The following is a 26,801-nucleotide window of genomic DNA, read 5'->3' as shown; positions in this document are numbered from 1 at the left end:
GAGTTTGCCATGCACAGGAGAAGCGTTTTCAAAGGGGCGGCGGTCCTCGGGCTCGCCGTGCTGCTCGGCTCGGCGGGCCTCGCCGAAGCACAGGAAAAGCTCAAGATCGGCGCGGCGGTGAGCCTCACGGGCACCTTCTCGCGCGAAGGCCACCTCCTGAAGAACGGCTATGCCTATTGGGAGAAGCTGGTGAACGATGCCGGCGGTGTCTCCGTCGGCGGTAGGAAGATGCCCGTGGAGGTGATCTATTACGACGACGAGAGCAAGCCGCAGACCTCGGCGCGGCTCACGGAGAAGCTGATCACGGAGGACGGGGTGAGCTTCATCCTCGGCCCGTATTCCTCCGGCATCGCCACGGCGACGGCGGCCATTAGCGAGAAGTACAAGGTCATCACCATGACCCCCATGGCGACGGCCAATAGCCTCTACCAGCGGGGCTACAAGTTCATCTTCTGCCCGACCCCGCTGGCGGCCGGCACACTCGATCCGATGATGGCGCTACTCCAGACCGTCCCGGACAAGCCGCGGAGCATGGCCATCGTCGGCCCTGACGACCTCCTGCCCAATGATTTCGCCGCGGCGGCGCGCAGGAAGGCCGAGGCCGGAGGGATGAAGGTGGTCTATTCCACCAAATACCCCAAGGGCGCTGCCGATCTCTCCAGCGTCGCCACGGCGCTAAAGGAGGCCAACCCCGACGTGCTGATCGTGACCGGCTACGTCCAGGATTCCATCCTGCTCATCAAGACGCTGCAATCGCTGAAGGTGAACCCGAAGCTCATCGGCTTCGCCTTCGCGGTCGGCATCTCGGACTTCCTGAACGCCCTCGGCCCGGCGTCCGAAGACTTGTTCGGCGTGCAGCTCTGGGACCCAAGCCTGCCCTACAAGGGCGCCGTCATCGCCGATAATGCGGCCTACGTCGCCGGCTACGAGAAGTTGTTTGGTGGCGATAAGCCGACCTACATCTCCGCCTCGGGAACCGCCGGCGCCCTGGCGCTCCAGCTCGCCATTGAGAAGGCGCAGAGCGTTGATCCGGTGAAGGTGCGCGATGCCATGCTCCAGCTCGACACGGAGATCTTCTTCGGCCCGCTGAAGTTCAACGATGCCGGCGTGGACGAGAAGGCCACCGCCATCGTCGCCCAAGTGCAGAACGGGGTCGCGGTCCCCGTCTATCCCAAGACGGCGGCGGCAGCACCGGTGCGCTACCCGCGCAAGCCCTTCCCATGATCTGACTGTCCCGCCCGCTATATTCCGCAGGCAGGCGGCTTCGAGAACGATGAGGATCTTTAAATGTTTGACAGTACGCAATGGCAGGAGATGGCCGTCGCCTTCCGGGCCGAGCCAGACCCCACGATTGGGCTGATTGCCCTGTCGAACGACAGCACCATCCAGCCTGACGTGGCTCGGTTTCTCGACGGCGCGCCGGTGCGCCTCCAGACGCATCGCATTCCCAGCCCGCACTACCTCGATGTCTCGACGCTGAATGCCCTCAAGGATAGCATCAGCGCTACCGCCGCCAATCTGCTGCCGACCAACAGGGTTGATGTCATCGCCTTTGGATGCACCTCGGCTGCCATGGCGCTGGGGCCTGAGGTAATCGCCACCGAGATCCGACGCGTGCATCCTGGCGTCGTGGTGACCGACCCAGTTTCCGCTGCCCTTAAGGGCCTTGCGCAGCTCGGATGTAGACGGATTTCGCTGCTCACACCCTACATTGGAGAAGTCAACCAACTGGTCGCAGGCTATTTGGAGCGGGAGGGGCTAACAATCGTTCGCAGGGGTTACTTTCCTGTCCGCGATAACGATCAGCGTTCCTATATCACGCCGGAATCGTTCAGCGCAGCAGCTGTCGAACTCATGGAAGACGCACGAGTTGAGGCATTATTTATATCGTGTACGGCTCTCATGACATCGGAGATTTTGGATAATATTGAAAAAACCATTGGTCGACCAGTAATTGCAAGCAACCAAGCGCTGGCATGGAATTGCTTGAGAGCTGTCAACTGCAAAACCTCGCTGGCGGGGCGAGGAAAGCTTCTGACCTTACAATTATATTGAGCGTCCCGTCCGTTATTATGCCTATACTTAAGCAGATATATTATGTTCTTTGCGGTAGTCGTAAGAAATTTCCGAGCCGTGCTCCCTTCCGGAGAAGGCTCCTGTTTCGGCCTGGAGGTTTATTTCCACGGCTTTGCCTAGGCAATTAACCTCGCGTGCGAGGTTGCCCAGACGCGGTCCAGGTGCGTGAACAAATAACCGATTGGCAAACGAAGGAGCGCCTCCAAAACACGCCGCGAACTCACCAACGCCCGTCGATCGAAAGCCGGAAAGGAACGAACGATTGGACCTGCGTCATCTTCGCCATTTCCTTGCCGTAGCGGAGGAACTGCATTTCAAGCGCGCGGCCGAACGTGCAGGAATTGAGCAATCGCCGTTATCACGCTCGATCCGGAATCTGGAAGCCCAGTTGAATGTGAAGCTGTTCGAGCGCACCAGGCGATCGACTAGGCTAACCCCAGCTGGTGAACGCCTCTTTGTTCATGCGCGCGCATTGCTGGCGGCGGCTGATGAGGCTCAGATTGACGTGCGCATGGCCAGTGGGAATGGAGCCAGCCATCTGCATCTAGGCATTGGCGACGGCGTACCGTTGCCGCGCGTTGCCCGGCTTCTTGCGGCCTTGAGGGAATCGAACCCGCATGTTTGCGTGCATGTGCATGAAGCACCGATGATGCAGAAGGTCAGTGAATTGCGGAATGGATCTCTTGATGCGGTGCTTGCACCGGAAAGCGGATACGGCAAGGGCTTCGTCGCGGATGCATTGTGGCGCGATCCGCTTGTCGCGGTCGTTCCAAGCCACCATCCACTGGCGGCGAAGGATCGGCTTGGGCTAGCCGATCTCATGCAGGAGGCCCTCGTACTGTGCCGGCCGGATACCGGCTTGGGACACCAGTGCCAGATCGAGCAGATCGTGCGCACGGCGACTTCGACACCGAACATCGTCGATCGCGTCACCACGCTCTGCATGCTGGTGATGTTTGTGTTCGCCGGCTACGGCATCGGCGTTGCGACGGCGGCGCAGCTCGAAGCAATAGGTGCTGACGGGCTGGTACTTCAGCCGCTGCATGATGCATCGGAAGATGTGAGAACGTGGCTAATGACGCGCGACGAAGAGCCGGTGGAGCCGCTATCCCGCTTCATCGACGTTGCGCGGACGATTACCTGATCCGCCGGATCGATTAGCACGGGCTGCGCGAAAACCCTTGTCACGAGCGATAAAGGTTTCGAGCATGAGCGGCGCCAACGTCACGGCATCGACCGGCGTGCCGTGAAGCTCGGAATGCAGGCTGGCGTATCGATCGAGATCGGCCCGAAGCAGCGCGCTCACCGTGATGGTTAGCTTGACGGACTCGGAATTCGGTACCGGCCCGAGACTAAGTTTTTTGGTCAATCATCCCTCCCGATATTCGCCGTGAGCGGCGCGGCCCGGTACGGTTGCAGGATCAGATCCTTGTTGACGATGGCGCGGACCGGAAAACCTGGCCGCACCTTCAAGGTTGGTTGGATATTGAGATTACGGCGGGTGATCTGCTGGCCGACGTCGTTGATCGTTTCCTGAGCGCCATCACGTGTGGCAACGATGATAGTGTCCCCATCTCCGCCACTATTCTCCGGCGCCGCCAACTCCGCACCGATGCCGAGCAGCGAGGAGAGGACCGCACCGCCGATCAGGCGGAACCAGTGATTGTCGACCTCGTCCTCCAGGCCAGAATAGCCAGCCGTGTCGACGCCGGAGAGACGGTCGAGGACGATCGAGGAACCATCCGGCATGATGAGACGGCTCCAGACCAGCAGCACGCGGCTCTGCCCGAACGCGACTCCGGAATCATATTGTCCTATCAGCCGAGCACCCTGCGGAATGAGCAGACGCCGGCCGGTCACGGTGTCATAGACGTTCTCGGTTACGGTGCCGATGATCTGGCCGGGCAGATCGGAGTTGATGCCGGTCACGAGCGAGGCCGGAATGACAGTGCCCGCCATGACCTGATAAGGCGAGCGCGGCGTCTGGAGCACGCCGGAGCCGTAAATCTTCTCATCGGTCGCCTGGGTGACGAATGCTGACTTGCGGTCCTGCATGTTCTGCGTGGTCATCTCGTCCGCCGGTGGTGCAACGGCAGCTTCCGCGGCGGGCGCCGGAATAGCCGTCAGATCGAGGCGATTGGGCTCGGCCGATGCCGCGGATGCCGCCACGTCCTGTCGCGGTTTCGTTGTCTGGAAGAAGACAGCCGCCTTGGCCGCCGCTTCCGACTCCTGCTGCGCGCGCAGACGCGCTGCGCGCCTGGCGTCTTCTTCGGGATCGGGCCGGAAATTCGGCCGCTCCGGCATTGGCTGGATGCCGGTCTCGCGTTCGGTTCGGACGATGGGTCCCCCCAACTCACCGGGCAAAGGTGCCCCAAGCCGCGGCGGCTGGACCGCTGTGTAATCGCGCGGCAGCGTTTGCAGCCCTTCGGCCGGATTGACGCGATCGGTGGTGTAAAGCTCCTCGCCGGCCTGACCGCTGCGATCCCTGCCTTGCAGCGCCCAGATCATTGCGCCGAGCACTGCGGCGGATGAGACACCGGCAAGCGCGATCAGCGTCCAGCGGTTCAATCGAGTGACGGGTTTCGGTTTGGCACGGATCGCGAGATTCGGCGGCGGTGATTTCGGCGGTATGCTCATAGCCCGAAGATCCCCCGCCGCTTTCCATCGGTGCGCGATATCCGAACCACCTGCTGCTTCTCGCCGCCAAGGCGCAGTTCAGCCGCGCCGAACAGGCGATCGACGATGTAATAGGGCGGCTTTGCCCGATAGTTCACGAGCTGGTTTTCGCCGGTGGGGCCGACGACGAAGAGCGGCGGAAGCTCACCCTGGGCTATGCCGGCCGGGAATTGGATGTAGACCTTTTCGCCATCGTCGAAGACGCGCGTTGGCCGCCAGGACGGATTGTCGCCGGTTATCTCGTAGCGGAATTTGACGCGCTCAAGCGCGACGGCATTGGAGACAGGTGCTGCCGTTTCGGCCCGCTCGTTCTGCCGTTGCAGCGCCATGAGACGATCATGGGGATACTCCCATGAAACCGACGCCATCCAGGTCTGCGGCGTCGAAGTGAGCTCGAGAAGATAGGTGCGACGGTTGGTGTTGATGACCAGATTCGTCTTCAGATCCGGCCGCGTCGGCTTCACCAATATGTGCGTCTGCTGGGCGTTGCCTGCACCGCTCGTCGTGTCGCCGATCACCCAACGCACCGTATCGCCGGCCGAGACCGATATCAGTTCCTCGCCACTCTGCAGGGCAATGTCCGTCACCTTTTCCGGGCTGGCATAGACCTGATAGAGCGCGCCCGCCGCGTAAGGCCAGACTTGCGTGGCGTTCACGTAGCCGGAGCGCGTCGGCTGCACGCGGGCGGCATTGTTGGCCGTGGCGATGCGCTGTTTTGGATCGGCGGGTTCCACCGTCCCGCCCTTGACCGGCAGCGGCTTTAACTGGCCGGGCAGCGGCAGCGGCTTCGGCACCTCGACCACTTCGACAGGGCCGATAGGCTCGACGATGCGGTTCGCCTCGTAAGGTTCGTCGAGGGAAATTTCCGGTGGTGGCGTCTTCCCAGCGCAGCCTGCGAGCAATGCTGCTGACGACAGAAGGAGAATGCGGCAAGGTGATATACAGGTCATGATGTTGTTCTCCTTCACGACCCGTTGGAGCCGAGCTCACGGCTCCAGTTGATGCCGTTGACGTAGATGCCGAGGGGGTTCTTGCGCAGCCGGTCTTCGGTGCGCGGCGGTTGCAGGATGATGGTGAGAATGCCGGTCCAGCGATCGGTGCCGGCAAGCTGGTTGTTCTCGTATCGGCGCTCGATCCATCGGATCTGGAATGAGGACTCCGACGCACGCACCACGCTGGTGATTTCGACGGCGATCGAGATCTTGCCGACCTTGCCGAAAGGATCGTTGGCGCGGGCGTAGTCGTTGAGTGCTGCGCCACCGCGATCGGTGGTGAAGTCGTAGGCTTCAAGCCAGGTCTGGCGAACCACGACCGGATCGGTCGGCAATGCGCGAACATTCTGAATGAAGCGTGCGAGCGAGTGCGCGACCTGCGCGTCGGTCGGCCGATAGGCTTCGACGGCCGGACCAATCGTCTTGACCTGTCCTAGTTGGTCGACCTCGACCACGTAGGGCGTGACGGTCGAGCGACCCGCCTGCCAGAGCAGACCCCCGGCCATGCCAATGGCGAGCGTCAGGCAGGCGAAGGACATAAGTCGCCAGTTACGGGCCTGAATGCGGGCGGAGCCGATGCGCTCGTCCCAAAGCTGGCCGGCAGCCTGATAGGGCGTGGTTGGTTCAGGCGTTTCGGAATAGCGCACGCCGGCGCGTTTGAAGCGCATCGGTCAATCCTCCTGTCGCAGCGATGGATTGGCGCCCGGCCCGCCATGGTCGCCGGAGCGCAAGGTGTGAGCCGCGGTGGTGGCGCCATGAGATATCTGCGAGGTTCGCGATCCGTGCCGCGGGCGACTGGCCCATGCAGGCGCATTGCCGGATTGGGCGAACGGAGCGTCATTGGCGGCTTCGGTCATCGCCTCCATCGGTTTGCCGCCGGTGGCAGTCCATGCACCGCGCGAACCCGCAGCCGCTCGAGTCCCGATGCCACCTACGACGCGCGAGACGACGTTGCGACCGGCATGCACGAAAGTGCCGCCGCCGGCTCGGGCGACACCTGAAAGACCAGCTCCTACGGCTCCCATGCCCGATGCGCCCGACGTGCCGCTGCCCAATTCGAAAGCTGTGCGAGCGCCGCCCGACATGGTGGTCGCGGCCCTGACGCCGGAACCGATTGCGGCTCCGCCGAGACGCGCGGCACCCATAGCGCCGGCACCAGCCGCCACTGCCATGCCGCCGGCTGCGAGTGCCGTTCCGGCCGCTGCACCGGCGCCGAGCTGGGGAGCGCCGGATACGAGACCGGTCGCGATCGATGGGCCGAAGATGCCAAGTCCCAGCATGGCGAGCGATGCCAACATGATCGCGAGCGCATGATCGATGGAAGGTTCTGCAGGCGCCGCCGCGCGGAATTCGGCGAAGAGGCCGTTGCCGATTCCGACGATGACAGCGAGCACCAGGATCTTGATGCCGGAGGACACGACGTTGCCGAGCACGCGTTCGGCGAGGAAAGCGGTCTTGTTCCAGAGTGCGAAGGGCACCAGCACGAAGCCGGCGAGCGTCGTCAGCTTGAACTCGAGCAGCGTCACGAAGAGCTGCACCGCGAGCACGAAGAAGCTGATGATGACGACCAGCCAAGCGAGGAACAGAACGGCGATCGTGTCGATATTGGAAAAGACGGAGGTGAAACCGGAAAGCTCGCCGATCTGTTCGAGGATCGGCCGGCCCGCATCCACGCCGACAGAGGCAAGCTTGCCGGGCCGCAGGAAATCGTCCTGCGACAGGCCGGAGCCGGACGCGGTCAACCCAAGCCCGGCGAAGGACTTGAAGATGATGCCGGCCAGCGAATTGAAGTTGGTGATGATGTAGGCGAAGGCGCCGACATAGAGCACCTTCTTGATGAGCTTCGCCAGAATCTCGTCATTACCCGCGCCGAACGCCCAGAACAGACCCGCCAGCGTGATGTCGATGACGATCAGCGTGGCGGAGAGAAAGGCGATCTCGTTGCCCAGCAGACCGAAACCGCTGTCGATGTACTGCGAGAAGGTATCGGTGAAGCGGTCGATGACGGAGAGATTGTCCATGGGCGGTCAATCGACCTCCGGCTTCGCAGGCTGGCGTTTGCCTGGGGCGACCGACGGTGGTTCCTTGCTGTCTTTTGGCGTGCCATCCTCATTCAGCGACGGGAACAGCTCGATCGCATGCGGCGTATAGGGTGTCTGGCCGGAGCCCATGAAGCGTTTCCGGCGGGCCTTGCTCGCAGCGGTGCAAAGCTCCTCGCCGGCGGCCGCCCAATCATCCTTGCAGAGCTTCTGCACTTCGCGCAGCCGTTCGGGATCGGCGGCAAGACTGTCGACCGTATCGGCAGCGCGTGCGGTTTGGATGAGAAGGACAGCGATGAATCCGATCGCTGTCACGGCGCACAGGCGGATGAGTTGTCCGAGCATGGCGGCCTCCCTCAATCGCGAAAGAGCCGGACGGTCGCCGGCGTGTAGCTATTGCCGGTCCCCATGAAACGACGGCGCACCTCCCGCGCCCGCTCCTCCTCGGAGACGGCTCGCGCCTGTTCGGCGGCGATGGCGCGATCCTGGGCGAGCTTCAGGCGCGAGGCGTCGATCGCCTGCTTGGCCTGAAGGGCGAGGAGTTGGTTGGTTGCCTGGATCGCGTCGAGGTTACCGGAAGCCGACTGGCTGCGGCCGACGAGCTCATTGAGCGTGGATTCATCGGAGGTGAGGTTTTCCGAAACCTGCGACTGCACCTTCATGGCGGTCTCGAGCGCGCTCCGGGACTGCTCCCAACGCTTACGCACATCGGCAAGCAACTGGTCGCCCGACGTCGAGGCCGCATATTCCTTTGGATAGAGCTGCTGGAACTGCTGCTCCATCGACGACACGTCGAAGCTCAGCCCCTCGGCCTCGCTGATAAGGCTCTTGGTCTTGGCGATGGTCTGCTTCAGCTCATTCAGCGCGGAGAAGTCGAGGCTCGTCAGGTTCTTCGCCTGATTCATGAGCATCTGCGCTTCGTTCTGAAGCGAGGTGATCTGGTTGTTGATCTGCTCCAGCGCCCGAACCGCTGAAAGCAGGTTCTGGCTGTAGTTGCTCGGATCGTAAACGATGAGCGCCGTCGCCGGGGTGGCGAGTGCGATGCCAAGGGCACCGGCGCCGGCGAGAAGCAGCGATTTCCTCATGATGATGTCTCCTGGCTGTGGGGAAGCGGGAACTGCCGGATGAGATCGGCCGCCCAGTCGAGGCCGCGCGCATCGAGCCAGGCGGCTGGAAATGCGCCTTGCCCCTCGGGCGCGAGGATATCGCCCATGGCGCGGTGATCTTCTGGACGGCTGGCGGCGGCGAAGGCGAGCGCCACCGGCCCAAGGTCAAGATCGAAGAGGCGATTGCCGAGACGGGATTGGTAGTAGTAGTCGCGCTTGGGCTGCGCCCGCGCGATGATGTCGATCTGGCGGTCATTGAGGCCGAACCCTTCATAGATCGTGCGAAGCTGCGGTTCGGTGGCCTGCGGGGACGGAAGGAAGATGCGGACCGGGCAGCTTTCGACGATTGCGGGCGCGATTGCTGAGCGCTGGATATCGGCAAGCGACTGGGTGGCGAAGACGACGGAAACGTTCTTCTTGCGCAGCGTCTTCAGCCACTCCCGGATACGCGCCGAGAAGACCGGGTCGTCGAGGAACACCCATGCCTCGTCGAGCACCAGCAGCGTGGGCGATCCGTCGAAGCGCTCGTCGAGACGATGAAAGAGATAGGTGAGCACCGGCGTCACGGCGCTTGCCGTGTGCATCAATTCTTCCATCTCGAAGCCCTGCACCTCGCCGCTTCCCAAACGATCGGCGTCTGCATCGAGAAGCCTGCCGTGCGGTCCCGACAGCGTGTAGGGTTGCAGCGCTTGGCGCAGCTTGTTGGATTGCAGCAGCGTCGACAGGCCGGTAAGCGTGCGTTCCTCATGCGGCGCAGAAGCGAGGCTGGTCAGAGCCGACCAGACGGCTTCCTTCACATCGGGCGTGATGTCGACGTGCTCATGCCCGAGCAGGCCGGCGATCCAATCGGCGGCCCACGCGCGGCTGTCCTCGTCCCCGATACGGGCAAGCGGCTGAAAGGCGATGGCGTCGGAGGAGCCGAGATCATAGTGCTCGCCGCCGAGACCGATGATCGTGGCGCGCGCCGAGCCGCCCTTGTCGAAGACGAAGATGCGGGAGCCGGCATAGCGTCGGAACTGAAGTGCCAGCATCGCCAGCAGCACGGATTTGCCGGCGCCGGTTGGGCCGACAATCAGCGTATGCCCGACATCGTCGACATGGGTGACCAGCCGGAACGGCGTACCGCCGGCCGTGCGCGTGACGATCAGCGGCGGTGCGTCGAGATGGATGTTCTTTTCGGGCCCGGCCCAGACCGCCGAAACCGGCATCATGTGCGCGAGATTGAGCGTCGAAACCAGCGGCTGGCGGACATTGGCGTAGGCGTGACCGGGGATCGAGGACAGCCATGCCTCCGCCGCGTTCAATGTCTCCGCTATGGTGACGAAGCCGCGGCCTTGGATGATCCGCTCGACGGCTCTCAGCTTTTCATCGGCGAGATCGGGACTTTCGTCCGTGACGGTGACGGTCGCTGTGACATAGCCATAGGCGACGGCGTCGCCGCCAAGCTCCTGCAAGGCTTCATCCGCGTCGGCCGATTTGTTGGCGGCGTCGGAATCGACAAGGGGGATGTCCTGCTGGAAGATCGTCTCGCGCAGCAGCGTGACGATACCCTTGCGCTTAGCGAACCATTGCCGGCGCACCTTGGTCAGCTCGCGTTCGGCCTCCGCCTTGTCGAGCGACAGGAAACGAGTCGACCAGCGATAGGCGAAGCCGAGGCGGTTGAGGTCGTCCAGGACGCCTGGCCAGGTCGAGGGCGGAAACCCTCGAATGGTGAGCACGCGCAGATGCCGGTCGCCGAGCATCGGCGCGAGGCCGCCGGTGAAATCACAATCGGGCAACAGCGCATCGAGATGGAATGGCACGTCGGGAACGGCGACAGGGTGCCGCTGTGTGGAAACACAGGCGTGCAGCCAGGTCAGCGTCTCTTCATCGGAGAGCCAGCCGATCTCCGGCATGACGCCATCGAGCAGGGAGAAGAAGCGATCGGTTTCGGAGATGAAGGCCGCCAGATGGTCACGCCAGTTCACCGTGCGGCGTTCAGTGCTTTCATAGAGAAGCTGACCGGCGCGCGCCCGTCCCTCCGGTGCGGGCAGGAAGGCAAGCGTGATGTGATAGGCGCTCTCGAAATGCGTGCCGGCTTCCTCGAATGCGGCACGGCGCTCCTCCTCCACCAGCCACGAAACGGCATCAGGAAATTCCGAAACCGGATAGTTGGCGGCGACATGCCGTTCGGCGTCGACGAACAGCGCCCATCCGGAACCGAGGCGCTTCAGCGCATTGTTGAGCCGCGCCGTTGTCGCGATCAGTTCGCTTTCCGTGGCGCTGTCGAGGTCGGGACCTCGAAAGCGCGCAGTGCGCTGGAAGGCGCCGTCCTTGTTGAGCACGACACCCGGCGCGACCAGCCCGGCCCAAGGCAGATAGTCGGCAAGGCTCGCGGGACGCTTGCGATATTCGGCAAGACTCATCATCGCGTCACGCCTCCAGAAACGCGCGGTGCTTCAGGTGGCGGGCGAAGACGTCCATAAACTGCGGATCGGCCTTCGCGCCCCAGACGGCGAGCGCGTGGCCCGCCATCCAGAGAACGATACCGCCGATCCAGAACTGAAGCCCGATGCCGACGGCGGCGGCGAGCGTTCCGTTGAGGATCGCCACCGATCGCGGCGCTCCGCCCATCAGGATCGGTTCGGTCAGCGAACGATGGAGCGGCACCTCGAAGCCGTCGACATGGGCGGCCATCAGATCAGCGCTCCGCCGCCAAAGGAGAAGAAGGACAGGAAGAAGCTCGATGCCGCGAAGGCGATGCTGAGACCGAACACGATCTGGATCAGCTTGCGGAAGCCGCCGCCGGCGTCGCCGAAGGCGAGTGTCAGGCCGGTCACGATGATGATGATCACGGCGACGATTTTTGCGACCGGCCCCTCGATGGACTCGAGGATCGATTGCAACGGCGCTTCCCACGGCATGGAGGAGCCGGCGGCGTAAGCCGGAGAAACCAGATAGGCGGAAATCAGCAAAGCCGCCGATCCGTAAATCCGGCTTTGGAGATTGGCGGAAATACGCCGAAGCGCGTTTCCTGAATTGTGTCTTTCCGGATTTACGGAAATGCACGAATCCGGCTTTGCGGATTTACGTTTCTGGTTTGTTCCTGAGATAAGGAAAGGCGTGAATGCGGACTTGATGGGCGGCATCTTCATTCTCCTTTGATGTGCTCGGTCGCGTAGGCATCGCCGGCGAGGCCCGTGACGCGGATGATGTCTTCGACACGGCGTTTGCGGCCGCGCCCGGCGATGAAGACGATGATGTCGACGGCCTCCGCAATCAGGGCGCGCGGCACGGTGACGACAACTTCCTGTATGAGCTGCTCCAGCCGGGTGAGCGCGCCATGCGCCGATCCTGCATGCAGCGTGGCGATACCGCCGGGATGGCCGGTCCCCCAGGCCTTCAGGAGATCCAGCGCCTCGGCGCCGCGCACCTCGCCGACGATGATACGATCGGGGCGCAGCCGCAGGGTCGAGCGCACGAGGTCGGCCGTCGAGACGGTCTTGGCCTTGGTCCTGAGTGCAACATGGTCGTCGGCAACACATTGCAGCTCGATCGTGTCCTCGAGAACGAGCACACGATCGCCGGTCGCGGCGATTTCCTGCAGGAGCGCATTGGCCAGCGTCGTCTTTCCGGTCGACGTGCCGCCGGCGACGATGATGTTACGCCGTTCGAGGACGGAGGCTTTCAGGAACGCGGCCTGGACCTCGCTCATGATCCCATTGGCGACATACTGGGCGAGCGGGATCACGCCGGCGGCGCGCTTGCGAATGGCGAAGGTCGGCGCAAAGACGATCGGCGGCAGCACGCCTTCGAACCGCTCTCCCGTTTCCGGCAGTTCGGCGGAGAGGATCGGGTGCTCGCGATCGACCTCCAACCCGACATGGTTTGCCACGACCTTGATGATGCGAGTGGCGTCTTCGGGCGTGATGGTCGCCCCGGTCGGCTCCCGCCCGGAGCCGAGCCGGTCGATCCAAAGCTTGCCGTCCGGATTGAGCATGACTTCGACGATGTCGGGATCGTCGAGCGCCGCGATGATGGCCGGTCCCATCGCACTGCGCAGCATCCTGATCTGACGATCACTGACGATGCGGGAGGTGGAGCGCGGCGACGGGCTGGTCATGATGATGCCGCCTCCGCCGGGGATGCATCATCCTCGTCATCGGACAGGCCGAAGAAGCGGCTTTCGTCGGGCTGGATCTCCTCGTGGACCTGCCGCACGAGGCTGTTGCCGCGTTGCAGATGGCGGCCGAGCTGATCGATGAACTGGTTGAAGCGGATACGCCCCTGCGCTCGGGCGGCTTTCTGATACGCTTCAGGAAGCGGATCGGAGACCGAGAGCGTGTAGCGGATGAAGAGTGCCAGGGTCTCGATCAGGATGGTCTGGTCCCGCTCCAGGCGGTCGAACTGGTTCGACAGCCGGTCGAGGCGCGACGCCAAGGCGGCCTCGCGCCGGTCCGCGCCGTCCGGCGACAGGAAAGACGATAGAGCGGCCGCGACGATCGCCGATTGCGTCTCGCCCTTCATCGCGGCGAGCCGGCGCAGCCGTTTGGCGTGGTCGGGCTCGATGAAGATGTTGAGACGGGTCTTGCTCACAATGCGATCCCATCGTCAGGATCGAGCGCTGCCAGTCGCGCCGCGCGCCGGAACTGCCGGTCGGGCTTCAGGAGCTTTCCGTCTCTGGTGCCGGGATCGTCGGATTCGTCGTCGAGCACGGAGAGATCGTCGCGCGCGTGGTCATGCAGGCGGACAAACTCGGCGTTGTCGAGTTGCGGTGCGATCTGATGGCCGCCTTCGTCCGGTGAATTCGCCTCGGTTGTTGCCGCGCAATTGTTGGCCAGCGCTTTCGGCCGGGCAAGACTCGTCCAGTCGTCGCCTCGTGCCGCCGGCCGGTCGGCATATTCATTGTCACTGAGGATCGGCGCCGGCAGCACGCGCGACGTGAAATTGCTGTCTGCGAAATACCGGATCTTGGTGGCCTTGGTCGGCGGATGGCCGGAGACCATGATCACTTCCTGATGGTCGGGAAGCTGCATGACTTCGCCCGGCGTCAGCAACGGCCGCGCCGTCTCCTGCCGTGAGACCATGAGATGGCCGAGCCAGGGCGACAGCCGGTGGCCGGCATAATTGCGCTGCGCGCGCAATTCGGTCGCCATGCCGAGCGCGTCGGAGATGCGTTTGGCGGTCCGTTCGTCGTTGGTCGCGAAGGCGACGCGCACATGGCAATTGTCGAGGATGGAATTGTTCGGCCCGTAAGCCTTCTCGATCTGATTGAGGCTTTGCGCGATCAGGAAGGACCGCAGGCCATAGCCGGCCATGAAAGCGAGCGCCGATTCAAAGAAATCAAGCCGTCCGAGCGCAGGAAACTCGTCGAGCATCAGCAGCAGCTTGCGTCGGCGCTCGATGCCGTCCGATCCGTCGAGGCTTTCGGTCAGCCGGCGGCCAATCTGGTTGAGGATCAGGCGAATGAGCGGCTTGGTGCGCGAGATGTCCGAAGGCGGCACCACCAGATAGAGCGAGACCGGATGGTCGGCCGCGATCAGATCAGCGATGCGCCAGTCGCAGTGCGAGGTTACTTCCGCAACGGTCGGATCGCGATAGAGTCCGAGGAACGACATGGCGGTGGAGAGCACACCGCTTCGCTCGTTCTCCGACTTATTCAGCACCTCGCGCGCAGCACTCGCGACAACAGGATGCGGGCCTGAGCCCGCGAGATGCACGGTGGTCATCATTGACCACAGCGCTTTCTCGAACGGGTGCGCCGGATCGGAGAGGAAGTTGGCGACGCCGCGCAGCGTCTTGTCCTCCTCCGTGTAGAGGACATGGAGGATCGCGCCGACCAACAAGCTATGGCTGGTCTTTTCCCAATGGTTGCGCCGCTCCAGCGCGCCTTCGGGGTCGACAAGGATGTCGGCAATGTTCTGAACATCGCGGACTTCATGAACGCCGCGACGGACCTCCAGCAGAGGGTTGTAGGCAGCGCTCTTCGGATCGGTCGGATTGAACAGCAGGCAATGGGAGAACTGAGCGCGCCATCCGGCCGTCAGCGTCCAGTTCTCGCCCTTGATGTCGTGGATGACGGCCGAATGCTGCCAGGATAGCAAGGTCGGCACGACCAGGCCAACGCCCTTCCCGGAGCGCGTCGGCGCAAATGCCATGATGTGTTCGGGACCATCGTGGCGGAGATAGGCGCTCGCCATCAGGCCGAGGAACACGCCAGAGCGTTTCGTAAGGCCGGCTTCGGCAATGTCGCGTTTATCGGCCCAGCGAGCGGAGCCGTAGGTCGTGACGCGCTTCGATTGCCTTGCACGCCAGACGGAACCGATGATCGCGGACAGAGCGGCGATAACACCGCTTCCGCCGGCGATCGTGCCTCCGGTCTGGAAGATATCCGGAGCATAGGCGTCATAGACGTACCACCACTCGAACAGCCGCCAAGGATAGTAAATGGGAAAGCCGTCGAGCAGAAAACAGGGCTCACCAAGACGTTGCTGAAAGCCGAACTGGAAGGCAACCCATTGCGTGGCGGCCCATGTTCCGGCAAGCGCGATGCCAAACACCACCAGCATTTGCCCGATCAACACCTTCGTCGGCGTCATTCCCGCCCCGCAACAGCGCCACGTTTTCGGCTGCGCAAGGAGCCGATGGGACGCGAGGCTTGTTGCTCGAAGGTGTTAAGTCAAAGACCTTTTCGGTTGCCACCAACTACGCAAACTGTCTGAATAAAGCTCAATACATTTTCTTATTTCTACATCTAAAGGATGGCAAGTCAGTATTGCGGCGATACGACACACGGTAGCGCGGCTAAACCGCGTGGCATTTTATCCTTGCAAATCTGGATGCTAACTCCATAATTGCAAGGATGATTGAGCGTCGAAAAGCCTCGGAGCTTGCCAGGCTCCTTAATGAAAGCCCCGCTGTCGCCCTGCTCGGCCCGCGCCAGGTCGGCAAGACCACGCTCGCCCATGAGATCGGCGAGCAGCGCTCCTCGCTCTATCTCGATCTCGAATCGGATGCGGACCGGGCGAAGCTCTCCGAACCTGAATTGTACCTTGCAGGTCACGAAGACAAGCTCGTCATTCTCGACGAGGTGCAACGTCTACCAAATCTATTCCAGAACCTTCGCGGTCTGATCGATCGCGGCCGCCGCAAGGGGCTGCGCGCCGGCCGCTTCCTGCTGCTTGGCTCTGCTTCCATCGAATTGCTGAAGCAGTCCGGCGAGACGCTGGCGGGCCGCATCGCCTATACCGAGCTCGGTCCCATCGATGCACTGGAAATTCCGGCTGCCGATCTCGATCGCCTGTGGGTCCGCGGCGGGTTTCCCGACAGTTTCCTCGCCGCGAGCGACCGGGCCAGCCTACGCTGGCGACAGGACTTCATCCGCACCTATCTGGAGCGGGACATTCCGATGCTGGGGCCGCGCATCGCCGCAGAAACCCTTCGTCGCTTCTGGACGATGCTGGCTCACCGCCAGTCAAGCTTGCTGAACGCGGCGGAGCTCGCCCGCGCCCTCGGCATCGACGGCAAGACGGTCGCGTCCTATCTTGATCTGCTGGTCGACCTGCTGCTCGTCCGTCGCCTCGAGCCATGGCATTCCAATGCCGGAAAGCGGCTGGTGAAGTCGCCGCGCGTCTACGTCCGCGATAGCGGCATCGTCCATGCCCTGCTTGGTCTCACCACCCTCGACGACCTGCTGGCGCACCCTATCGCCGGGGCGAGTTGGGAAGGCATGGTGATCGAGACCGCCCATGCAGCCATGCCGGACGGGACGCAGGCGAACTTCTATCGGAGCGGCGGCGGAGCCGAGGTCGATCTAGCGCTAACCCTAGCCGGTGGAGAAGTTTGGGCCGTGGAGGTGAAGCGCAGCCTCTCGCCCAAAGTCGAGCGCGGCTTCCATCACGCCTGCGAGGACCTGCGACCGCAGCGGCGCATCGTCGTCTACCCCGGAACCGAGCGGTTCCCCCTGGCCGATGGCATAGAGGTTCTGCCTTTGCATGAGTTCGGCCGCGACCTTCTCGCGCTCGGCGCCTAGCAACGCGCCGGCTAGAGGGATGCACCATGAGTTCGTTCCCCTTGCGACCTCACGCCCGGTGTGATGGACCGGCTAAAGCTGACCCATAGCTGTCCCTCGAGTGCCCTTGCAGCGACGTCCGCTTTGCGCCCTCATCTCGGTCATCCAAGTTAAGCCCGTCGTTTCTCGAAAGCTGACCCTTCGCCCGCTAGGCCTCACACGGGTGCTGAGAGGTAATGCTCGTATGCAACGAGTCAACCAGCCGCACGGCCGGGCATTGAGGCTATCATGCCATTAACGGCTGGATACAACCGACCGGCGTTAGCGAGCCAGGACATCACTGTGAGATGGGCTCGCCATCCCCGATATTCGGGATCATCATCGATGCCAAGCGCGCGGTCACCAATCGGCGAATAGCGGGTCAGTTGCTGTGCAATCCCCTGCCTGCCGAACATCCAGCAGGCGACGCGGTGCCGGGATAGCATCACGCAGAGCCGGCCGGCGTCGAGATGGAACGCGGACGCATCGGCACGTCCTGAGAGCGGATGGTGCACGAACATGAAGGCGCGTTCAATTCCCTGATACCGATTGGCGGTTTCTACAAATACTTCGGCAAGATCTTGACCTAGGCGCTCGCGCACGGCGTTGACCTGACTGACATGTGCGCAAACCACGCCAATCATGTCTGGCGTGACGCGCGCGATCGCCCCGTCATCCCTGACCCACGCCTGCCGCATGAGCAAGCGGCGGATTGAGGCGACAAGCTCATCTGCGATTTCCTCGTCGCGCTCACCGGTCAGCTGCGATGGCAACTCGACCATCACGATTTTGGAACCCGCGGCGACCGCATCGAGGGCGGCGTCGAAAGGCATGACGCCGGCGACGTCAAAGCTGAGTTCACGGTCCGCGCTCATCGCCTCGAACGGCATATCGGGGTAGAAAGCCGGTTGCACCAGACGAACCGTATCGCGGTTAAGGCGTCGGGACACCGGCAGCGACAGTTGCATCACACTGGGATGCCGGTTAACCAAGGCGGCCGGCGACGACACCTGCGGGCCGGCTGGATTGCAGCGCCACCGCTCGATCTCGCAGCTGACGAAGGGGTCGATCTGTCCGGGATCGCCGATCAGGACGTGACGCGGGGCGAGATTCGCAATCAACTGAAAGCGGTAGTCGGGAAGCTGGAAGGCCTCATCGACGATCTGGACATCAAACATCGGTTCGCCAGTGGCGATCCAGCTCCATTTGGCAGCGTTGCCGATCGTGATGGCGGGCTGTTGCGGGATATGGCCGACGTCGTGGATGATACGGATACAGCCGTTGCCGCGGACATCGGCTGGTAGCTCTAGGCCCTTTCTCGCGTAGAGATGAATCGGAAAGCCGTCGACGTTGCGGGCGAGGCGCCGGGCGACATCGAAAGCCTGTTCGTTGGTCTGCGTTACGACCATGCATCGCTGATCGAGCAGGCGCGCGCTTTGCAGTGCGAGCCGCTGCGCGACACCGGTCTTGCCGGCGCCGGGCGGTGATCGCAGGACGACAGCCGGCACGCCCTGCCACTGGCTTTCGAGTATTTCGCGCAGCGCGTCGTCAGCGAGTGTCTGCGGATTTGTCATCATACGAGCCTTTCAACCGCAGAAAGCAGATCGTTTGGCCGCGCGCGGGCCGACGGTGCTGCAGTTGGTATTGCATCAGCATGCGTCCATGACGGCGAAGCAAGCCGAACGCTCATCTGCGAGAACTCGCGGACCGTCGCCCCCCAGTCGGGAAGCTTTGGCCCGAAGTCCAGGACAGTGCCAATGTCGAGCAGCAACGCAGCGCGCTTGCCTTCTTCGACAACCGTGCTCACCCAGCTGAAAGGCCCGCGGCGCTCGACCTCGGTGATCCGGATACAAAGCTTGGGATCATCGAGATGCCAGAGTTCATCACCAGCACGCAGGTGAAGGCTGTCCTGATGAGTCGACAGCACCATACGGGTTTCGAAGACACGAGGCGCCAGCCTAATCTTCTGGCGAGCGACGACCGTACCGCGCAATACGGCGCCGCTTTCAACGCCCCGCTCGCGGGCAGCGCGATCGTGACGAACAAAAGCCGCTTCGACATTGTCGACAGTACGCTCGCGCGCCACGATCTTGAACGCGGCGGCCTTGGCGGAATCATGGTAAGGTAGTCGGTGGCCCTCATCCCGTGCTTGCATGAACTGGTCAAACTGTGCCGCCTCTTCCTCGCCTAAGGACAGGAGAGCGGGATTATCGCGCCACCCCGGCTCGGAAAGGATTGCCATAGCTCGCTGGGTCGCCGTGTAGATCGGGCGGATGACGCCTTCGATCATCTGCTGGATACGGCCCGCATGAAAGCTCTGCGCGCGAACGTCGTTGTCCTTCCGCGCCTTGTTGAACAATTCCACGGCGGGCTGCAGTTGATCGGCGTCAAAGCGGGGATCGGTTTTGGTGCCCATCGGCTGCTTTTCGGACATCGCGACCGCCGCGAGGATGTCGCGCCCCGGGGGCGGTTCGATCCAGGTCAAAAGGGCGCCCAAATGCTCGTCCTCGGTCTCCTGCTGACCGGTCGCGAAATGGGCTTTTAGGGCAGATGTGGCGCTGATCAACGCTTGTTGGCCAGCAATTGGGGAGCGCTCGCCCGCGTAGGTCCACAATTCGCCGAGCCGCTGTACCTCCGGGTCATCAGTGAAGCGCAGACGGTCGGCGAGCGTGTCCAGGTGGCCTGATGCTCCTTCCGAGGAAACCCATATTTGAGGGAATGTCCCTTCTGCGCGACACCGCGCGTAGTATGCTTCGAAATGGGGAAGCACCCAGCGCAGTAGCTCGTACTGGTCGTCGCGGCGGCGAGGATCGGCAACGACCTTGATGGTTGGCGCGACACCAAGCCGGCCGATGGCAACCGCGTGCACCGACGTGTCTTCCCCGGCCATCGAGAGCATCGTCACGATATGCGCACGAGGCTGGATCAGCACCTGACGCTGACTGACGACGCGGACAGCCTGGCCTTGTTCCAGCGCGCGCATGCGGGCGACGACGTTGAGAAGGTCAGCCATTGGCGATCCTATCGAGGAGCGCGGAGGCGGCTTGCAGCTCAGCTGCGAGCACCGCTTCTGCCCGGTTGTCCGGGGGACGGCCGCTGCCGTTCAACAGGTCCATGGCGCGATTGAGCGTACCGGCAGCCGCCAGCTGCTCGGCGGCCTGATCGCCGAGGATGATCGCGTCGCCCTGGACTTGCGCCTGGGCGCGGCAATGCTGCCAAAGTGCACAGTGCTCCTTGCAGCTGGAGCAGTAATGGTTCGGCAGGGCCTCGATGACCTCCGGCGTCGCGAGAGATGCTCCCGCCGGTAGCATCTGCTCGATCTGGTCGAGGTCGCTCGGCGCCGCCGCCAAGGCACGGATCAGCGAAGCCAGTTCGGACTCGGCGCGCATTGCGGCATGGAGCCGGGGGGTGAACGACCCGGGCGCCTTCAAAACCAAGTCGACCCGGTCGCCAGCAAGTTCGACGCTCTGCCCGAACGAGACCAAGAATTGCTGTAGCGCCAGCGTGCCTACCGACGCTTCTCGGCAGGCCGAGCGGATATCCGCCTTGTTGGTTTTGCCTACACGGTCGGCGTAGGACTTGATGGTGCCGACGCGGTAGAACCGCTCTCGATCGCTTGCGACAAGATAGTCGAGCTCTATGGCATGGCTGACGCCTACGATCGTCAGGGTCAGACGTGGCTTGAGGATCAGATTCGGGGCAGTCGGGTCGCCGCGCAACTTCAATTCCATCAACCGGCGCGTTTCGCGCTCGCGGCGGATGCGATCGACTTGTGTGTCGCGCGGTGCCACGTCGGCCACGTTCGCGATCTTGACGTCCTGCGGGTCGAGTTGCCCCTTTTCGCGATAGGCTGTCAGCAGCGATCCCGCGGCGTTCGAGAGGAGGCGCCGTTCGAAAGCCTGGGTCAGGGTCATGGCGAAGGGCGACATCGCATCCGGCACTTCGCCAAGAACGTGTCTGAGTATCGCATTGGGCGTGAGGCCGGTGATGACGATCGCCCGAAGACGGGTACAGTCAGCGTTACGCGCCACGCTTTCGATGCCGCGCGCGCCAACCTCGACGGGCGCGAGCCCTCCACGAAGCTGATGCAGTCGCGCGTTTTCGGGCGTCATTTGATGGCCCTCGCGGCGGCGGCGGTATCGATGAGCGCCGGCCGGCCCCACAGGCGCACCTGCGGGCTCGATGTTGCCAATCGGGCGCTGGCCTCACCGCGTTCGGCACGGTCGGCGTCTTCAAGAACAGAAAGCTCGGCGCGAGCGGCGTCCGTAACCTTTTCGGTATCAATGAGCTGGCCGGTCTCGGTCGCCCCGGGAATTGCTCGCGCGATTGGAAAAAGAAGGCGCTCAATATTCTTCGATTCGGGTGCGCCGGCCTCACGCAGCTGTTTCAACCGACGCGCCAGACTCTCGGCGATGCGCAGGTGATCGGTGCGCATGCTTCGCGATCCGAGGATACGCCGATCGAGACTCCAGGCGGAGCTGGAGAGTAGCCGCGGAATGGCCGTGAGTTCAGCGGCGTTTATGGCCGGCACGATCCAGGCTGGTCTGGCTGCGATATTACGCCGAGCTGCATTTTCCTCATCACGTCTCAGGCTCGCAAAGCGCGATGGCGAGGGGCGGATTCCGGTCAGCGCCGCAGTCAGGTCGGCAATGAGGGCTGGCGGCGCAGGTACCCCAAGATCATCGAGGGCATCCAGAGCCAGTTCCCGCAACGGCTTGGCCGGTTTGCGACCACGGGGTGCGGCGATCTCGCGGGCCTCGAGCTCGGCAAAGCGGAGCTGTTCGGCGAGACTTTCATACTCTGCATTGAATTCGGCAATCTTGGCCTGAGCACGCTCGCGGCCAATGGCGTCGCCTGCCCCGAGCGCTTTGGCCAGTCCGGCATAGGCCTGCTGAAGCCTTTCGGCATTGCGGGCCAGTTTCTCGGCTATGGATAATGAGCGCGACATAAATCCTATATACGCTTCCACGCTCTTCCATGCAATACCATGCTTTCAACAGCAGAAGGAACGATTTAGGGGCCTCCACATTGCGATTGCATATTCTGCCTATTTTGCATATTCTGCCTACAGCAAGGAGAGATGCGATGAAACAGAACCAGCAAAGGATAGAACTCACACAAGCGATAGAGGCTAAGGTGCATCGCCTCGGAATGGATGCGCTTGTCAAATTGGCAGTGGACCTGAACGTCGCCCTGCCCGACACCGGGGTTAGACCGTCGCGCGGCAAACCGGTAGCTGCAGCTCATATGGGCGGCCCCACCGAGAATGTGCTGGTCGGCAAGGGCATCGGACGGGTTCTTCCGGCGGCGGAGGGGACTCGACGACTGGATCAATTTACCGCCGATGATGTTTCGACAGACTGGGCCGAAAGCGAGCTGGCAGGTGCCGGTGAAGTCGTTACGCGACTAGACGTAGCGCGAGGGACTCTCGACAACTGGCGCAGGAGCAGCAAGGTGATCGCACTCCGCAAAGGTCTGCGTAACTACATCTATCCGCTCCGTCAATTTGAACGGCGCGGACCCGTTGCCGGGCTTGAGAAAGTAGCTCCAATGTTTTCCTCGAACGAAGAAGCTTGGGAGTGGCTGGTTACGCCGAACCGGATGACGGACGGCCGGGCGCCAATAGACGAGCTGCAGGCCGGCAACGTCGAGAAGGTGGTGAGTGCCGCCGAAGGGGCAATGGACTACACGTGAAGCTGGCCGCGAGAAAACTACGCGAGCGAATCATGACCGCCCGGATCAGCGACTGGCCACGGATCCTGCCCAGCCGTCACCGCGGCCAACCGGCGGGGGCGGGCTATGGTTCGAGCCGGTTCTCGAGCCCTTCCCGCCAGTTCACGATTCTTTATGCGGGCGAAGACTTCTCCACCACCTTTGCCGAGGGAGTCGTCCGCGACCGCTTCGAGGCCAAGCAGCGGCGCTTCCTTTATCGTCCGTATCTCGACACGCTTTGTGTGACCTCGATCTCGTCGGGGAGAGAGCTGGCCCTCCTCGATTTGACCGGGGCCGGCGCGTACGAACTCGGCGTCGATACGGATACGAACAGGGCTCGCGATCATCGTCGCGGCCAAGAATTTTCCGAGCTACTGCATAGCCAAATGCCCGATGTCGATGGCATCCTGTTCGACTCGAGACTGACAAGCGCCCGCTGCGTTGCCATCTATGAGAGGGCCTTGCCGAGCCTCTCAGGCAGTGTGCCAATCCCCCTGCTGCAGGTCGCCGAGTTGGTTCCCGAGCTGAAACGGCTCAACATCACAGTTCGCCGCGAGCGCGGTTTTGGGCTATCCTGAGCGACGGCGAGGGAGACAAATTGAGCATTGATCTGAACATCGGTTCGCCGAAGCGCAACAAGCGGCTGCAGACCGGTTGGGAGGGCTTCTTTCCCTATTATGCGGGCTTCCCGGAACTCTTTGTCCGCGACATTCTGGAGAGCGCCAACCTCCGATCCGATGCCGTGATCCTCGACCCATGGAACGGCAGTGGCACCACGACCTACGCAGCCAGCCAGCTGGGCCTCAAATCCATGGGCCTTGATCTCAACCCGGTGATGATCATCGTAGCCAGGGCGCGCCTCCTTCCACCGAGCGAGGCCGATCACTTGAGACCGCTCGCTGCGACAATCCTCTCGCATGTGCGAGCCTCGCCCGTGCTCATCGCTGACGAGGATCCGTTGCTCACTTGGTTCCAGCCATCCGCCGCGAGAGTTGTTCGCGGCATTGAGCAGAACATTCGCCGGACACTTGTGGGCAGCATGACCAAGTCCCCCGATGGCATTCACCTCGACCGCATATCTGGCACGGCTGCTACGCTCTATGTGGCGCTCTTCGCTGCATGCCGCCGGCTCGCCGTTTCGCTGCGATCATCGAACCCAACTTGGATCAAACTGCCCAAGGCCAATGATGACCGGCTCGATCCCACCGCGTACGCGATTGCCCATCAGTTTGCCGAGAACGTCCGTGGTATGTCCAATGCCCTCGCGGCCAAACGTCTGGCGGAGCAAACCGAAGGCGCTGAGTTACTGCCCGGGGCGAGTACAATCCAACTCTCCGATACCGCGACAATGTCGATAGCCGACAGCAGCATCGATTTCGTGCTGACGTCGCCACCCTATTGCACCCGCATCGACTACACCGCCGCGACCCGCGTCGAGCTGGCGGTGCTCGGCCCACTCCTAAAGGTGAAGCCGCGCGACCTTGGTCGGCAGATGATCGGCTCGGTTCAGGTGCCCTACGGAACCATCGAGATCGATGAAAGCTGGGGTTCGACTTGTTCCTCGTTTCTCGCCGCCCTCAAGAAGCATCCTTCGAAGGCGTCAAGTGGCTACTACTACAAGACCCATCTCGACTATTTTAGTAAGACTGCACGTTCACTTGGCCGGGTGGCGAAAGCGCTCAAGCCGGGTGGTCGGGCGGTCCTTGTCGTGCAGGACTCCTACTACAAAGACATTCACAATGATCTGCCAGCAATCATTGTGGAAATGGGCGCGCAGCATGGTCTGTCGCTCTCGGGTCGCGAGGACTATTACCTCCGCTCTATGTCCGACATTAATCCGGGCAGAAAGACGTACAAGCGACCCTCAGGAGCGACCGAGTCGGTACTTTGCTTCGTCAAACCAGCATAGCGACAACACATGGCAACCAACTTCGCCTGTAGTCAGTAGTGGCGATGGAGGGAGGTGCTTTACGCTTTATGGTCGTGCAATTCAGAAAATATAAAGAGATCGAGATCGATCTTGCTGACGCAATAATATCGCTGGATGAAGGACTTGGTTTGCGTCATTATTCGGCCTTAAACTTTGACGCTCGCCGCTTAATATCGTTCGTAAGCTCAAGGACTCACGAAGAGGCACGTAGGCCTAAGAGCGAATCCGCAGTATTCTTCAGAAAGGAATGACATGCTGGCTATTTATTCGCCAATGTCAGTAGGTGACTACTGCAAGGCCCTCAACGACGATCTCATCACAGTAAACGAGGAATACCAGCGGAACGCGGGGATTTGGGCTTCCTATGCACGATCATTTTTCATAGAATCCATTCTTCTTGAATATCCTATACCAAAAATATTTCTTTACTCGAAAGTTGACCTCCGCACTCGAAGTACAATCAAGGAGATCGTCGACGGGCAGCAGAGAAGTCATACTCTGCAGAGTTTTTATAATAGGAAATTTAAACTTTCTTCCAAGATAGAAACAGAGGAGTTGCGGGGTAAGAACTATAACCAGTTATCTGAAGAATTTCAATCAGTTTTTATATCTTATAGTCTGCCCATAGATGAGTTTCGCGGCGTTCGGCCGGCTCAGATACAGGAATCATTTAGGAGGATGAATGCGAGCAACGTTCCTTTAAATGACGAAGAACAGCGGAACGCCAAGTTTCAGGGGCCCTTCAAGTGGTTCATTCAGCGGGCGGCGCAGAGGTTCTCTGAACCGCTTCGCGCTGTAGGGGTTCTCAGCCGACGAGATATAATACGAATGGGGGACAGTCGGCTTTACTCGGAGATCATTCACACAGCCGCGAACGGCTTTGTTACAACCAAAGGCCCACAGATTGACGCACTCTACAAACGTTTCAATACGACGTTCGAGGAGGAGGATCGATATTTCGCCTACCTTGAGGCCGGTATCAACCGCGCGGTCCAGGAAGTGGCAGATGGCGAGCGCGAATTACTGCGCGGGTACATGTTCCAAACTCTCGCGCTCATCTTCATCGATCGTCAATTTGATCTAGGCCTCAGGCAGAAGGCAGTCGATGCAGCGCCAGAGGTGGCCGCTGTGCTTCAGGGGGGAGCTGTTGATTTGTCCATCTTGATCGACGGATTGAGGGATCCGGAAAGCCATTCCGATCTCACTGAGTTTGTCGAAGCTACCAAAGGGACAAATGTGGGTCGGGCTAAGGCCGTGCGGTTCCTGTATCTGAATGCGGCTGTCTAAATGCAGTGCGTCACTGACTTGGTTAAACTGCGAGACTCAATAATTTCGCGCGTGGTATGTCTTCGACAAATCGTAACGCCTATTACCACGCCACTCGGATCCGAGGATAGGCGAGCCCTAGCGTTCGTCACGATTGAGCTTGATAATTTGGTTATTGTAGGATTGCGGCAATACACGAAAAGCTCTTTACTTCGTAGCCGTACCGCATCGGGCGCGCGAATAACGGCTACCGTCTGGCCCTCATCTACTGAGGAAGCTGCCGCATTAATCTACCGTTCACTTAATCCGAAAGGGTACGCGGCCAAAAAAAATCCAGCGACGATTTTAGAAAAAGATGAGATATCATTTCGTGATCCTAAGAAGACGGAGAAAGTTCTCATAGATTATTCGACATCTAATATGCAGAATTTTGCCACCGCCCTATCTCTAAACGCAGAAGTATTTGAAGAAGCGAAGATATTACGTCATTTCTTTGCTCATCGTGCAAAGAACACGCGCGAATCCGTTCAGGTTCTTGCCGCCAATTTGGGGATTGTCGGAGTCGACATGCCTGAACATTTAATTTTACGCGGGCGACCGGGCACCGGGGTGCGATTCCTGGATGGATGGTTAGCCGATGTGGAAAACTTCTTCGACCTCGCCACCTAGTTGCGGTGCTATGAGAAGACGGTTCAGACGACGATCAAATCGAACCGTTTACGGTCCGAGGTTGCGACGGCTCGACGGAATGGCTGCTTTATGATGGTTCACATCGGAAGTGAACCGGCGGCTTCCGGGCGGAGGCTGTGTGAGAACTCACTGTGGCTCGTCGCGCAGGTTGTTGCCATGGCGCGCGTTAGCTCGATTCACCCGGTTATCGCTTTGAGGGTCGATGCAACGCCGGCGACGGCGATGACGCGCTTGATGTTGTAGGCCAGGATCGCCAGGCTGGCTTCAGTGGAGACGTTCTTGAGG

26 protein-coding genes are annotated in these 26,801 nt (G+C 61.5%); 9 read left to right on the top strand and 17 right to left on the bottom strand.

Annotated features, from left to right (window positions below; genetic code table 11):
* Nucleotides 1-9: 9 nt before the first annotated feature.
* The 3 genes from AC1RU4_RS09380 to AC1RU4_RS09370 all read left to right on the top strand — a co-directional run bounded on the left by AC1RU4_RS09380 (nucleotide 10) and on the right by AC1RU4_RS09370 (nucleotide 3,220).
* A complete protein-coding gene (locus AC1RU4_RS09380; protein ID WP_492890806.1) occupies nucleotides 10-1,224 on the top strand; it encodes an amino acid ABC transporter substrate-binding protein in 1,215 nt (404 codons plus the stop codon).
* A gap of 63 nt (nucleotides 1,225-1,287) precedes the next feature.
* Nucleotides 1,288-2,055 carry a maleate cis-trans isomerase family protein gene (locus AC1RU4_RS09375; protein WP_492890805.1) on the top strand — a complete coding sequence of 256 codons (768 nt, stop codon included), beginning with the start codon at nucleotides 1,288-1,290 and terminating at the stop codon, nucleotides 2,053-2,055.
* Nucleotides 2,056-2,338: 283 nt separating this feature from the next.
* Complete coding sequence (locus AC1RU4_RS09370; RefSeq protein ID WP_492890804.1) at nucleotides 2,339-3,220, top strand: LysR family transcriptional regulator; 882 nt, start codon at nucleotides 2,339-2,341, stop codon at nucleotides 3,218-3,220.
* Here the strand turns inward: AC1RU4_RS09370 and AC1RU4_RS09365 are convergent.
* From AC1RU4_RS09365 to AC1RU4_RS09305, 13 genes are all read right to left on the bottom strand, one after another.
* Nucleotides 3,182-3,445, bottom strand: a complete 264-nt coding sequence (locus AC1RU4_RS09365) for a DUF2274 domain-containing protein (RefSeq protein ID WP_492890803.1) — start codon at nucleotides 3,443-3,445, stop codon at nucleotides 3,182-3,184. The genes AC1RU4_RS09370 and AC1RU4_RS09365 overlap by 39 nt on opposite strands.
* Nucleotides 3,442-4,713: a TraB/TrbI/VirB10 family type IV secretion system protein gene (locus tag AC1RU4_RS09360; RefSeq protein ID WP_492890802.1), complete on the bottom strand. Its 1,272-nt coding sequence runs from the start codon at nucleotides 4,711-4,713 to the stop codon at nucleotides 3,442-3,444. Before AC1RU4_RS09360 ends, AC1RU4_RS09365 begins: the two co-directional genes overlap by 4 nt.
* Complete coding sequence (trbG, locus tag AC1RU4_RS09355; protein WP_492890801.1) at nucleotides 4,710-5,702, bottom strand: P-type conjugative transfer protein TrbG; 993 nt, start codon at nucleotides 5,700-5,702, stop codon at nucleotides 4,710-4,712. The genes AC1RU4_RS09360 and trbG overlap by 4 nt, the downstream gene beginning before the upstream one ends.
* Nucleotides 5,703-5,716: 14 nt before the next feature.
* A complete protein-coding gene (gene trbF / locus AC1RU4_RS09350; RefSeq protein WP_492890800.1) occupies nucleotides 5,717-6,412 on the bottom strand; it encodes a conjugal transfer protein TrbF in 696 nt (231 codons plus the stop codon).
* A gap of 3 nt (nucleotides 6,413-6,415) precedes the next feature.
* Nucleotides 6,416-7,765: a P-type conjugative transfer protein TrbL gene (gene trbL / locus AC1RU4_RS09345; protein WP_492890799.1), complete on the bottom strand. Its 1,350-nt coding sequence runs from the start codon at nucleotides 7,763-7,765 to the stop codon at nucleotides 6,416-6,418.
* A 6-nt stretch (nucleotides 7,766-7,771) separates the two neighbouring features.
* On the bottom strand, nucleotides 7,772-8,128 hold the full coding sequence (locus AC1RU4_RS09340) for an EexN family lipoprotein (protein WP_492890798.1): 357 nt from the start codon (nucleotides 8,126-8,128) through the stop codon (nucleotides 7,772-7,774).
* Between the two features lie 11 nt (nucleotides 8,129-8,139).
* On the bottom strand, nucleotides 8,140-8,868 hold the full coding sequence (trbJ, locus tag AC1RU4_RS09335) for a P-type conjugative transfer protein TrbJ (protein WP_492890797.1): 729 nt from the start codon (nucleotides 8,866-8,868) through the stop codon (nucleotides 8,140-8,142).
* Nucleotides 8,865-11,297: a conjugal transfer protein TrbE gene (gene trbE, locus AC1RU4_RS09330; protein ID WP_492890796.1), complete on the bottom strand. Its 2,433-nt coding sequence runs from the start codon at nucleotides 11,295-11,297 to the stop codon at nucleotides 8,865-8,867. The genes trbJ and trbE overlap by 4 nt, the downstream gene beginning before the upstream one ends.
* Nucleotides 11,298-11,301: 4 nt before the next feature.
* Complete coding sequence (locus AC1RU4_RS09325) at nucleotides 11,302-11,565, bottom strand: VirB3 family type IV secretion system protein (protein WP_492890795.1); 264 nt, start codon at nucleotides 11,563-11,565, stop codon at nucleotides 11,302-11,304.
* Nucleotides 11,565-11,861 (bottom strand): TrbC/VirB2 family type IV secretion system protein, encoded by a 297-nt coding sequence (locus AC1RU4_RS09320; RefSeq protein WP_492891048.1) that lies wholly within the window; start codon nucleotides 11,859-11,861, stop codon nucleotides 11,565-11,567. Before AC1RU4_RS09320 ends, AC1RU4_RS09325 begins: the two co-directional genes overlap by 1 nt.
* 158 nt (nucleotides 11,862-12,019) lie before the next feature.
* Nucleotides 12,020-12,991, bottom strand: a complete 972-nt coding sequence (trbB, locus tag AC1RU4_RS09315; protein WP_492890794.1) for a P-type conjugative transfer ATPase TrbB — start codon at nucleotides 12,989-12,991, stop codon at nucleotides 12,020-12,022.
* Nucleotides 12,988-13,464, bottom strand: a complete 477-nt coding sequence (locus AC1RU4_RS09310; RefSeq protein WP_492890792.1) for a CopG family transcriptional regulator — start codon at nucleotides 13,462-13,464, stop codon at nucleotides 12,988-12,990. The genes trbB and AC1RU4_RS09310 overlap by 4 nt, the downstream gene beginning before the upstream one ends.
* Complete coding sequence (locus tag AC1RU4_RS09305; protein WP_492890791.1) at nucleotides 13,461-15,467, bottom strand: conjugal transfer protein TraG; 2,007 nt, start codon at nucleotides 15,465-15,467, stop codon at nucleotides 13,461-13,463. The genes AC1RU4_RS09310 and AC1RU4_RS09305 overlap by 4 nt, the downstream gene beginning before the upstream one ends.
* Nucleotides 15,468-15,730: 263 nt before the next feature.
* Here AC1RU4_RS09305 and AC1RU4_RS09300 point away from each other — a divergent pair, with 263 nt between their 5' ends.
* Complete coding sequence (locus tag AC1RU4_RS09300; protein ID WP_492890790.1) at nucleotides 15,731-16,900, top strand: ATP-binding protein; 1,170 nt, start codon at nucleotides 15,731-15,733, stop codon at nucleotides 16,898-16,900.
* 233 nt (nucleotides 16,901-17,133) lie between these two features.
* Here the strand turns inward: AC1RU4_RS09300 and AC1RU4_RS09295 are convergent, their stop codons facing one another.
* The 4 genes from AC1RU4_RS09295 to AC1RU4_RS09280 are packed head-to-tail and all read right to left on the bottom strand — an operon-like array spanning nucleotide 17,134 to nucleotide 21,887.
* Nucleotides 17,134-18,492: an AAA domain-containing protein gene (locus AC1RU4_RS09295; RefSeq protein WP_492890789.1), complete on the bottom strand. Its 1,359-nt coding sequence runs from the start codon at nucleotides 18,490-18,492 to the stop codon at nucleotides 17,134-17,136.
* On the bottom strand, nucleotides 18,492-19,931 hold the full coding sequence (locus AC1RU4_RS09290) for a hypothetical protein (RefSeq protein ID WP_492890788.1): 1,440 nt from the start codon (nucleotides 19,929-19,931) through the stop codon (nucleotides 18,492-18,494). The genes AC1RU4_RS09295 and AC1RU4_RS09290 overlap by 1 nt, the downstream gene beginning before the upstream one ends.
* Nucleotides 19,924-21,030, bottom strand: a complete 1,107-nt coding sequence (locus tag AC1RU4_RS09285) for a hypothetical protein (protein ID WP_492890787.1) — start codon at nucleotides 21,028-21,030, stop codon at nucleotides 19,924-19,926. Before AC1RU4_RS09285 ends, AC1RU4_RS09290 begins: the two co-directional genes overlap by 8 nt.
* Nucleotides 21,027-21,887, bottom strand: coding sequence for a hypothetical protein (locus AC1RU4_RS09280; RefSeq protein ID WP_492890786.1), 861 nt, complete (start codon nucleotides 21,885-21,887; stop codon nucleotides 21,027-21,029). Before AC1RU4_RS09280 ends, AC1RU4_RS09285 begins: the two co-directional genes overlap by 4 nt.
* 116 nt (nucleotides 21,888-22,003) lie before the next feature.
* Between AC1RU4_RS09280 and AC1RU4_RS09275 the strand changes: the two genes are divergently transcribed.
* The 5 genes from AC1RU4_RS09275 (at nucleotide 22,004) to AC1RU4_RS09255 (ending at nucleotide 26,495) form a co-directional block, all read left to right on the top strand.
* On the top strand, nucleotides 22,004-22,612 hold the full coding sequence (locus AC1RU4_RS09275; RefSeq protein WP_492890785.1) for an antitoxin Xre/MbcA/ParS-like domain-containing protein: 609 nt from the start codon (nucleotides 22,004-22,006) through the stop codon (nucleotides 22,610-22,612).
* A 32-nt stretch (nucleotides 22,613-22,644) separates the two neighbouring features.
* The gene (locus AC1RU4_RS09270; protein WP_492890784.1) at nucleotides 22,645-23,208 is read left to right on the top strand and encodes an RES family NAD+ phosphorylase; all 564 of its coding nucleotides are present in this window, start codon (nucleotides 22,645-22,647) and stop codon (nucleotides 23,206-23,208) included.
* A gap of 20 nt (nucleotides 23,209-23,228) precedes the next feature.
* On the top strand, nucleotides 23,229-24,539 hold the full coding sequence (locus AC1RU4_RS09265; RefSeq protein WP_492890783.1) for a DNA methyltransferase: 1,311 nt from the start codon (nucleotides 23,229-23,231) through the stop codon (nucleotides 24,537-24,539).
* A 273-nt stretch (nucleotides 24,540-24,812) separates the two neighbouring features.
* On the top strand, nucleotides 24,813-25,847 hold the full coding sequence (locus tag AC1RU4_RS09260; RefSeq protein WP_492890782.1) for a DUF262 domain-containing protein: 1,035 nt from the start codon (nucleotides 24,813-24,815) through the stop codon (nucleotides 25,845-25,847).
* A gap of 147 nt (nucleotides 25,848-25,994) precedes the next feature.
* Complete coding sequence (locus AC1RU4_RS09255) at nucleotides 25,995-26,495, top strand: hypothetical protein (RefSeq protein ID WP_492890781.1); 501 nt, start codon at nucleotides 25,995-25,997, stop codon at nucleotides 26,493-26,495.
* Nucleotides 26,496-26,801: the final 306 nt, after the last annotated feature.

It is taken from the genome of Ancylobacter sp. GW821-FHT10E12 (assembly GCF_058809335.1).
Note: the sequence above shows the minus strand (reverse complement) of the source record. Positions and strands in the feature narration are given on the sequence as shown.

What these genes read in the sequence shown, in the direction of transcription:
- trbJ (WP_492890797.1), bottom strand. Translation starts at nt 8,868, where the DNA reads ATGAGGAAATCGCTGCTTCTCGCCGGCGCCGGTGCCCTTGGCATCGCA.
- AC1RU4_RS09340 (WP_492890798.1), bottom strand. Translation starts at nt 8,128, where the DNA reads ATGCTCGGACAACTCATCCGCCTGTGCGCCGTGACAGCGATCGGATTC.
- AC1RU4_RS09260 (WP_492890782.1), top strand. Translation starts at nt 24,813, where the DNA reads ATGCTGGCTATTTATTCGCCAATGTCAGTAGGTGACTACTGCAAGGCC.
- trbF (WP_492890800.1), bottom strand. Translation starts at nt 6,412, where the DNA reads ATGCGCTTCAAACGCGCCGGCGTGCGCTATTCCGAAACGCCTGAACCA.
- AC1RU4_RS09285 (WP_492890787.1), bottom strand. Translation starts at nt 21,030, where the DNA reads ATGACGCCCGAAAACGCGCGACTGCATCAGCTTCGTGGAGGGCTCGCG.
- AC1RU4_RS09380 (WP_492890806.1), top strand. Translation starts at nt 10, where the DNA reads ATGCACAGGAGAAGCGTTTTCAAAGGGGCGGCGGTCCTCGGGCTCGCC.
- AC1RU4_RS09375 (WP_492890805.1), top strand. Translation starts at nt 1,288, where the DNA reads ATGTTTGACAGTACGCAATGGCAGGAGATGGCCGTCGCCTTCCGGGCC.
- AC1RU4_RS09275 (WP_492890785.1), top strand. Translation starts at nt 22,004, where the DNA reads ATGAAACAGAACCAGCAAAGGATAGAACTCACACAAGCGATAGAGGCT.
- AC1RU4_RS09290 (WP_492890788.1), bottom strand. Translation starts at nt 19,931, where the DNA reads ATGGCTGACCTTCTCAACGTCGTCGCCCGCATGCGCGCGCTGGAACAA.
- trbB (WP_492890794.1), bottom strand. Translation starts at nt 12,991, where the DNA reads ATGACCAGCCCGTCGCCGCGCTCCACCTCCCGCATCGTCAGTGATCGT.
- AC1RU4_RS09300 (WP_492890790.1), top strand. Translation starts at nt 15,731, where the DNA reads ATGATTGAGCGTCGAAAAGCCTCGGAGCTTGCCAGGCTCCTTAATGAA.
- AC1RU4_RS09360 (WP_492890802.1), bottom strand. Translation starts at nt 4,713, where the DNA reads ATGAGCATACCGCCGAAATCACCGCCGCCGAATCTCGCGATCCGTGCC.
- trbE (WP_492890796.1), bottom strand. Translation starts at nt 11,297, where the DNA reads ATGATGAGTCTTGCCGAATATCGCAAGCGTCCCGCGAGCCTTGCCGAC.
- trbG (WP_492890801.1), bottom strand. Translation starts at nt 5,702, where the DNA reads ATGACCTGTATATCACCTTGCCGCATTCTCCTTCTGTCGTCAGCAGCA.
- AC1RU4_RS09305 (WP_492890791.1), bottom strand. Translation starts at nt 15,467, where the DNA reads ATGACGCCGACGAAGGTGTTGATCGGGCAAATGCTGGTGGTGTTTGGC.
- AC1RU4_RS09270 (WP_492890784.1), top strand. Translation starts at nt 22,645, where the DNA reads ATGACCGCCCGGATCAGCGACTGGCCACGGATCCTGCCCAGCCGTCAC.
- AC1RU4_RS09325 (WP_492890795.1), bottom strand. Translation starts at nt 11,565, where the DNA reads ATGGCCGCCCATGTCGACGGCTTCGAGGTGCCGCTCCATCGTTCGCTG.
- AC1RU4_RS09295 (WP_492890789.1), bottom strand. Translation starts at nt 18,492, where the DNA reads ATGACAAATCCGCAGACACTCGCTGACGACGCGCTGCGCGAAATACTC.
- trbL (WP_492890799.1), bottom strand. Translation starts at nt 7,765, where the DNA reads ATGGACAATCTCTCCGTCATCGACCGCTTCACCGATACCTTCTCGCAG.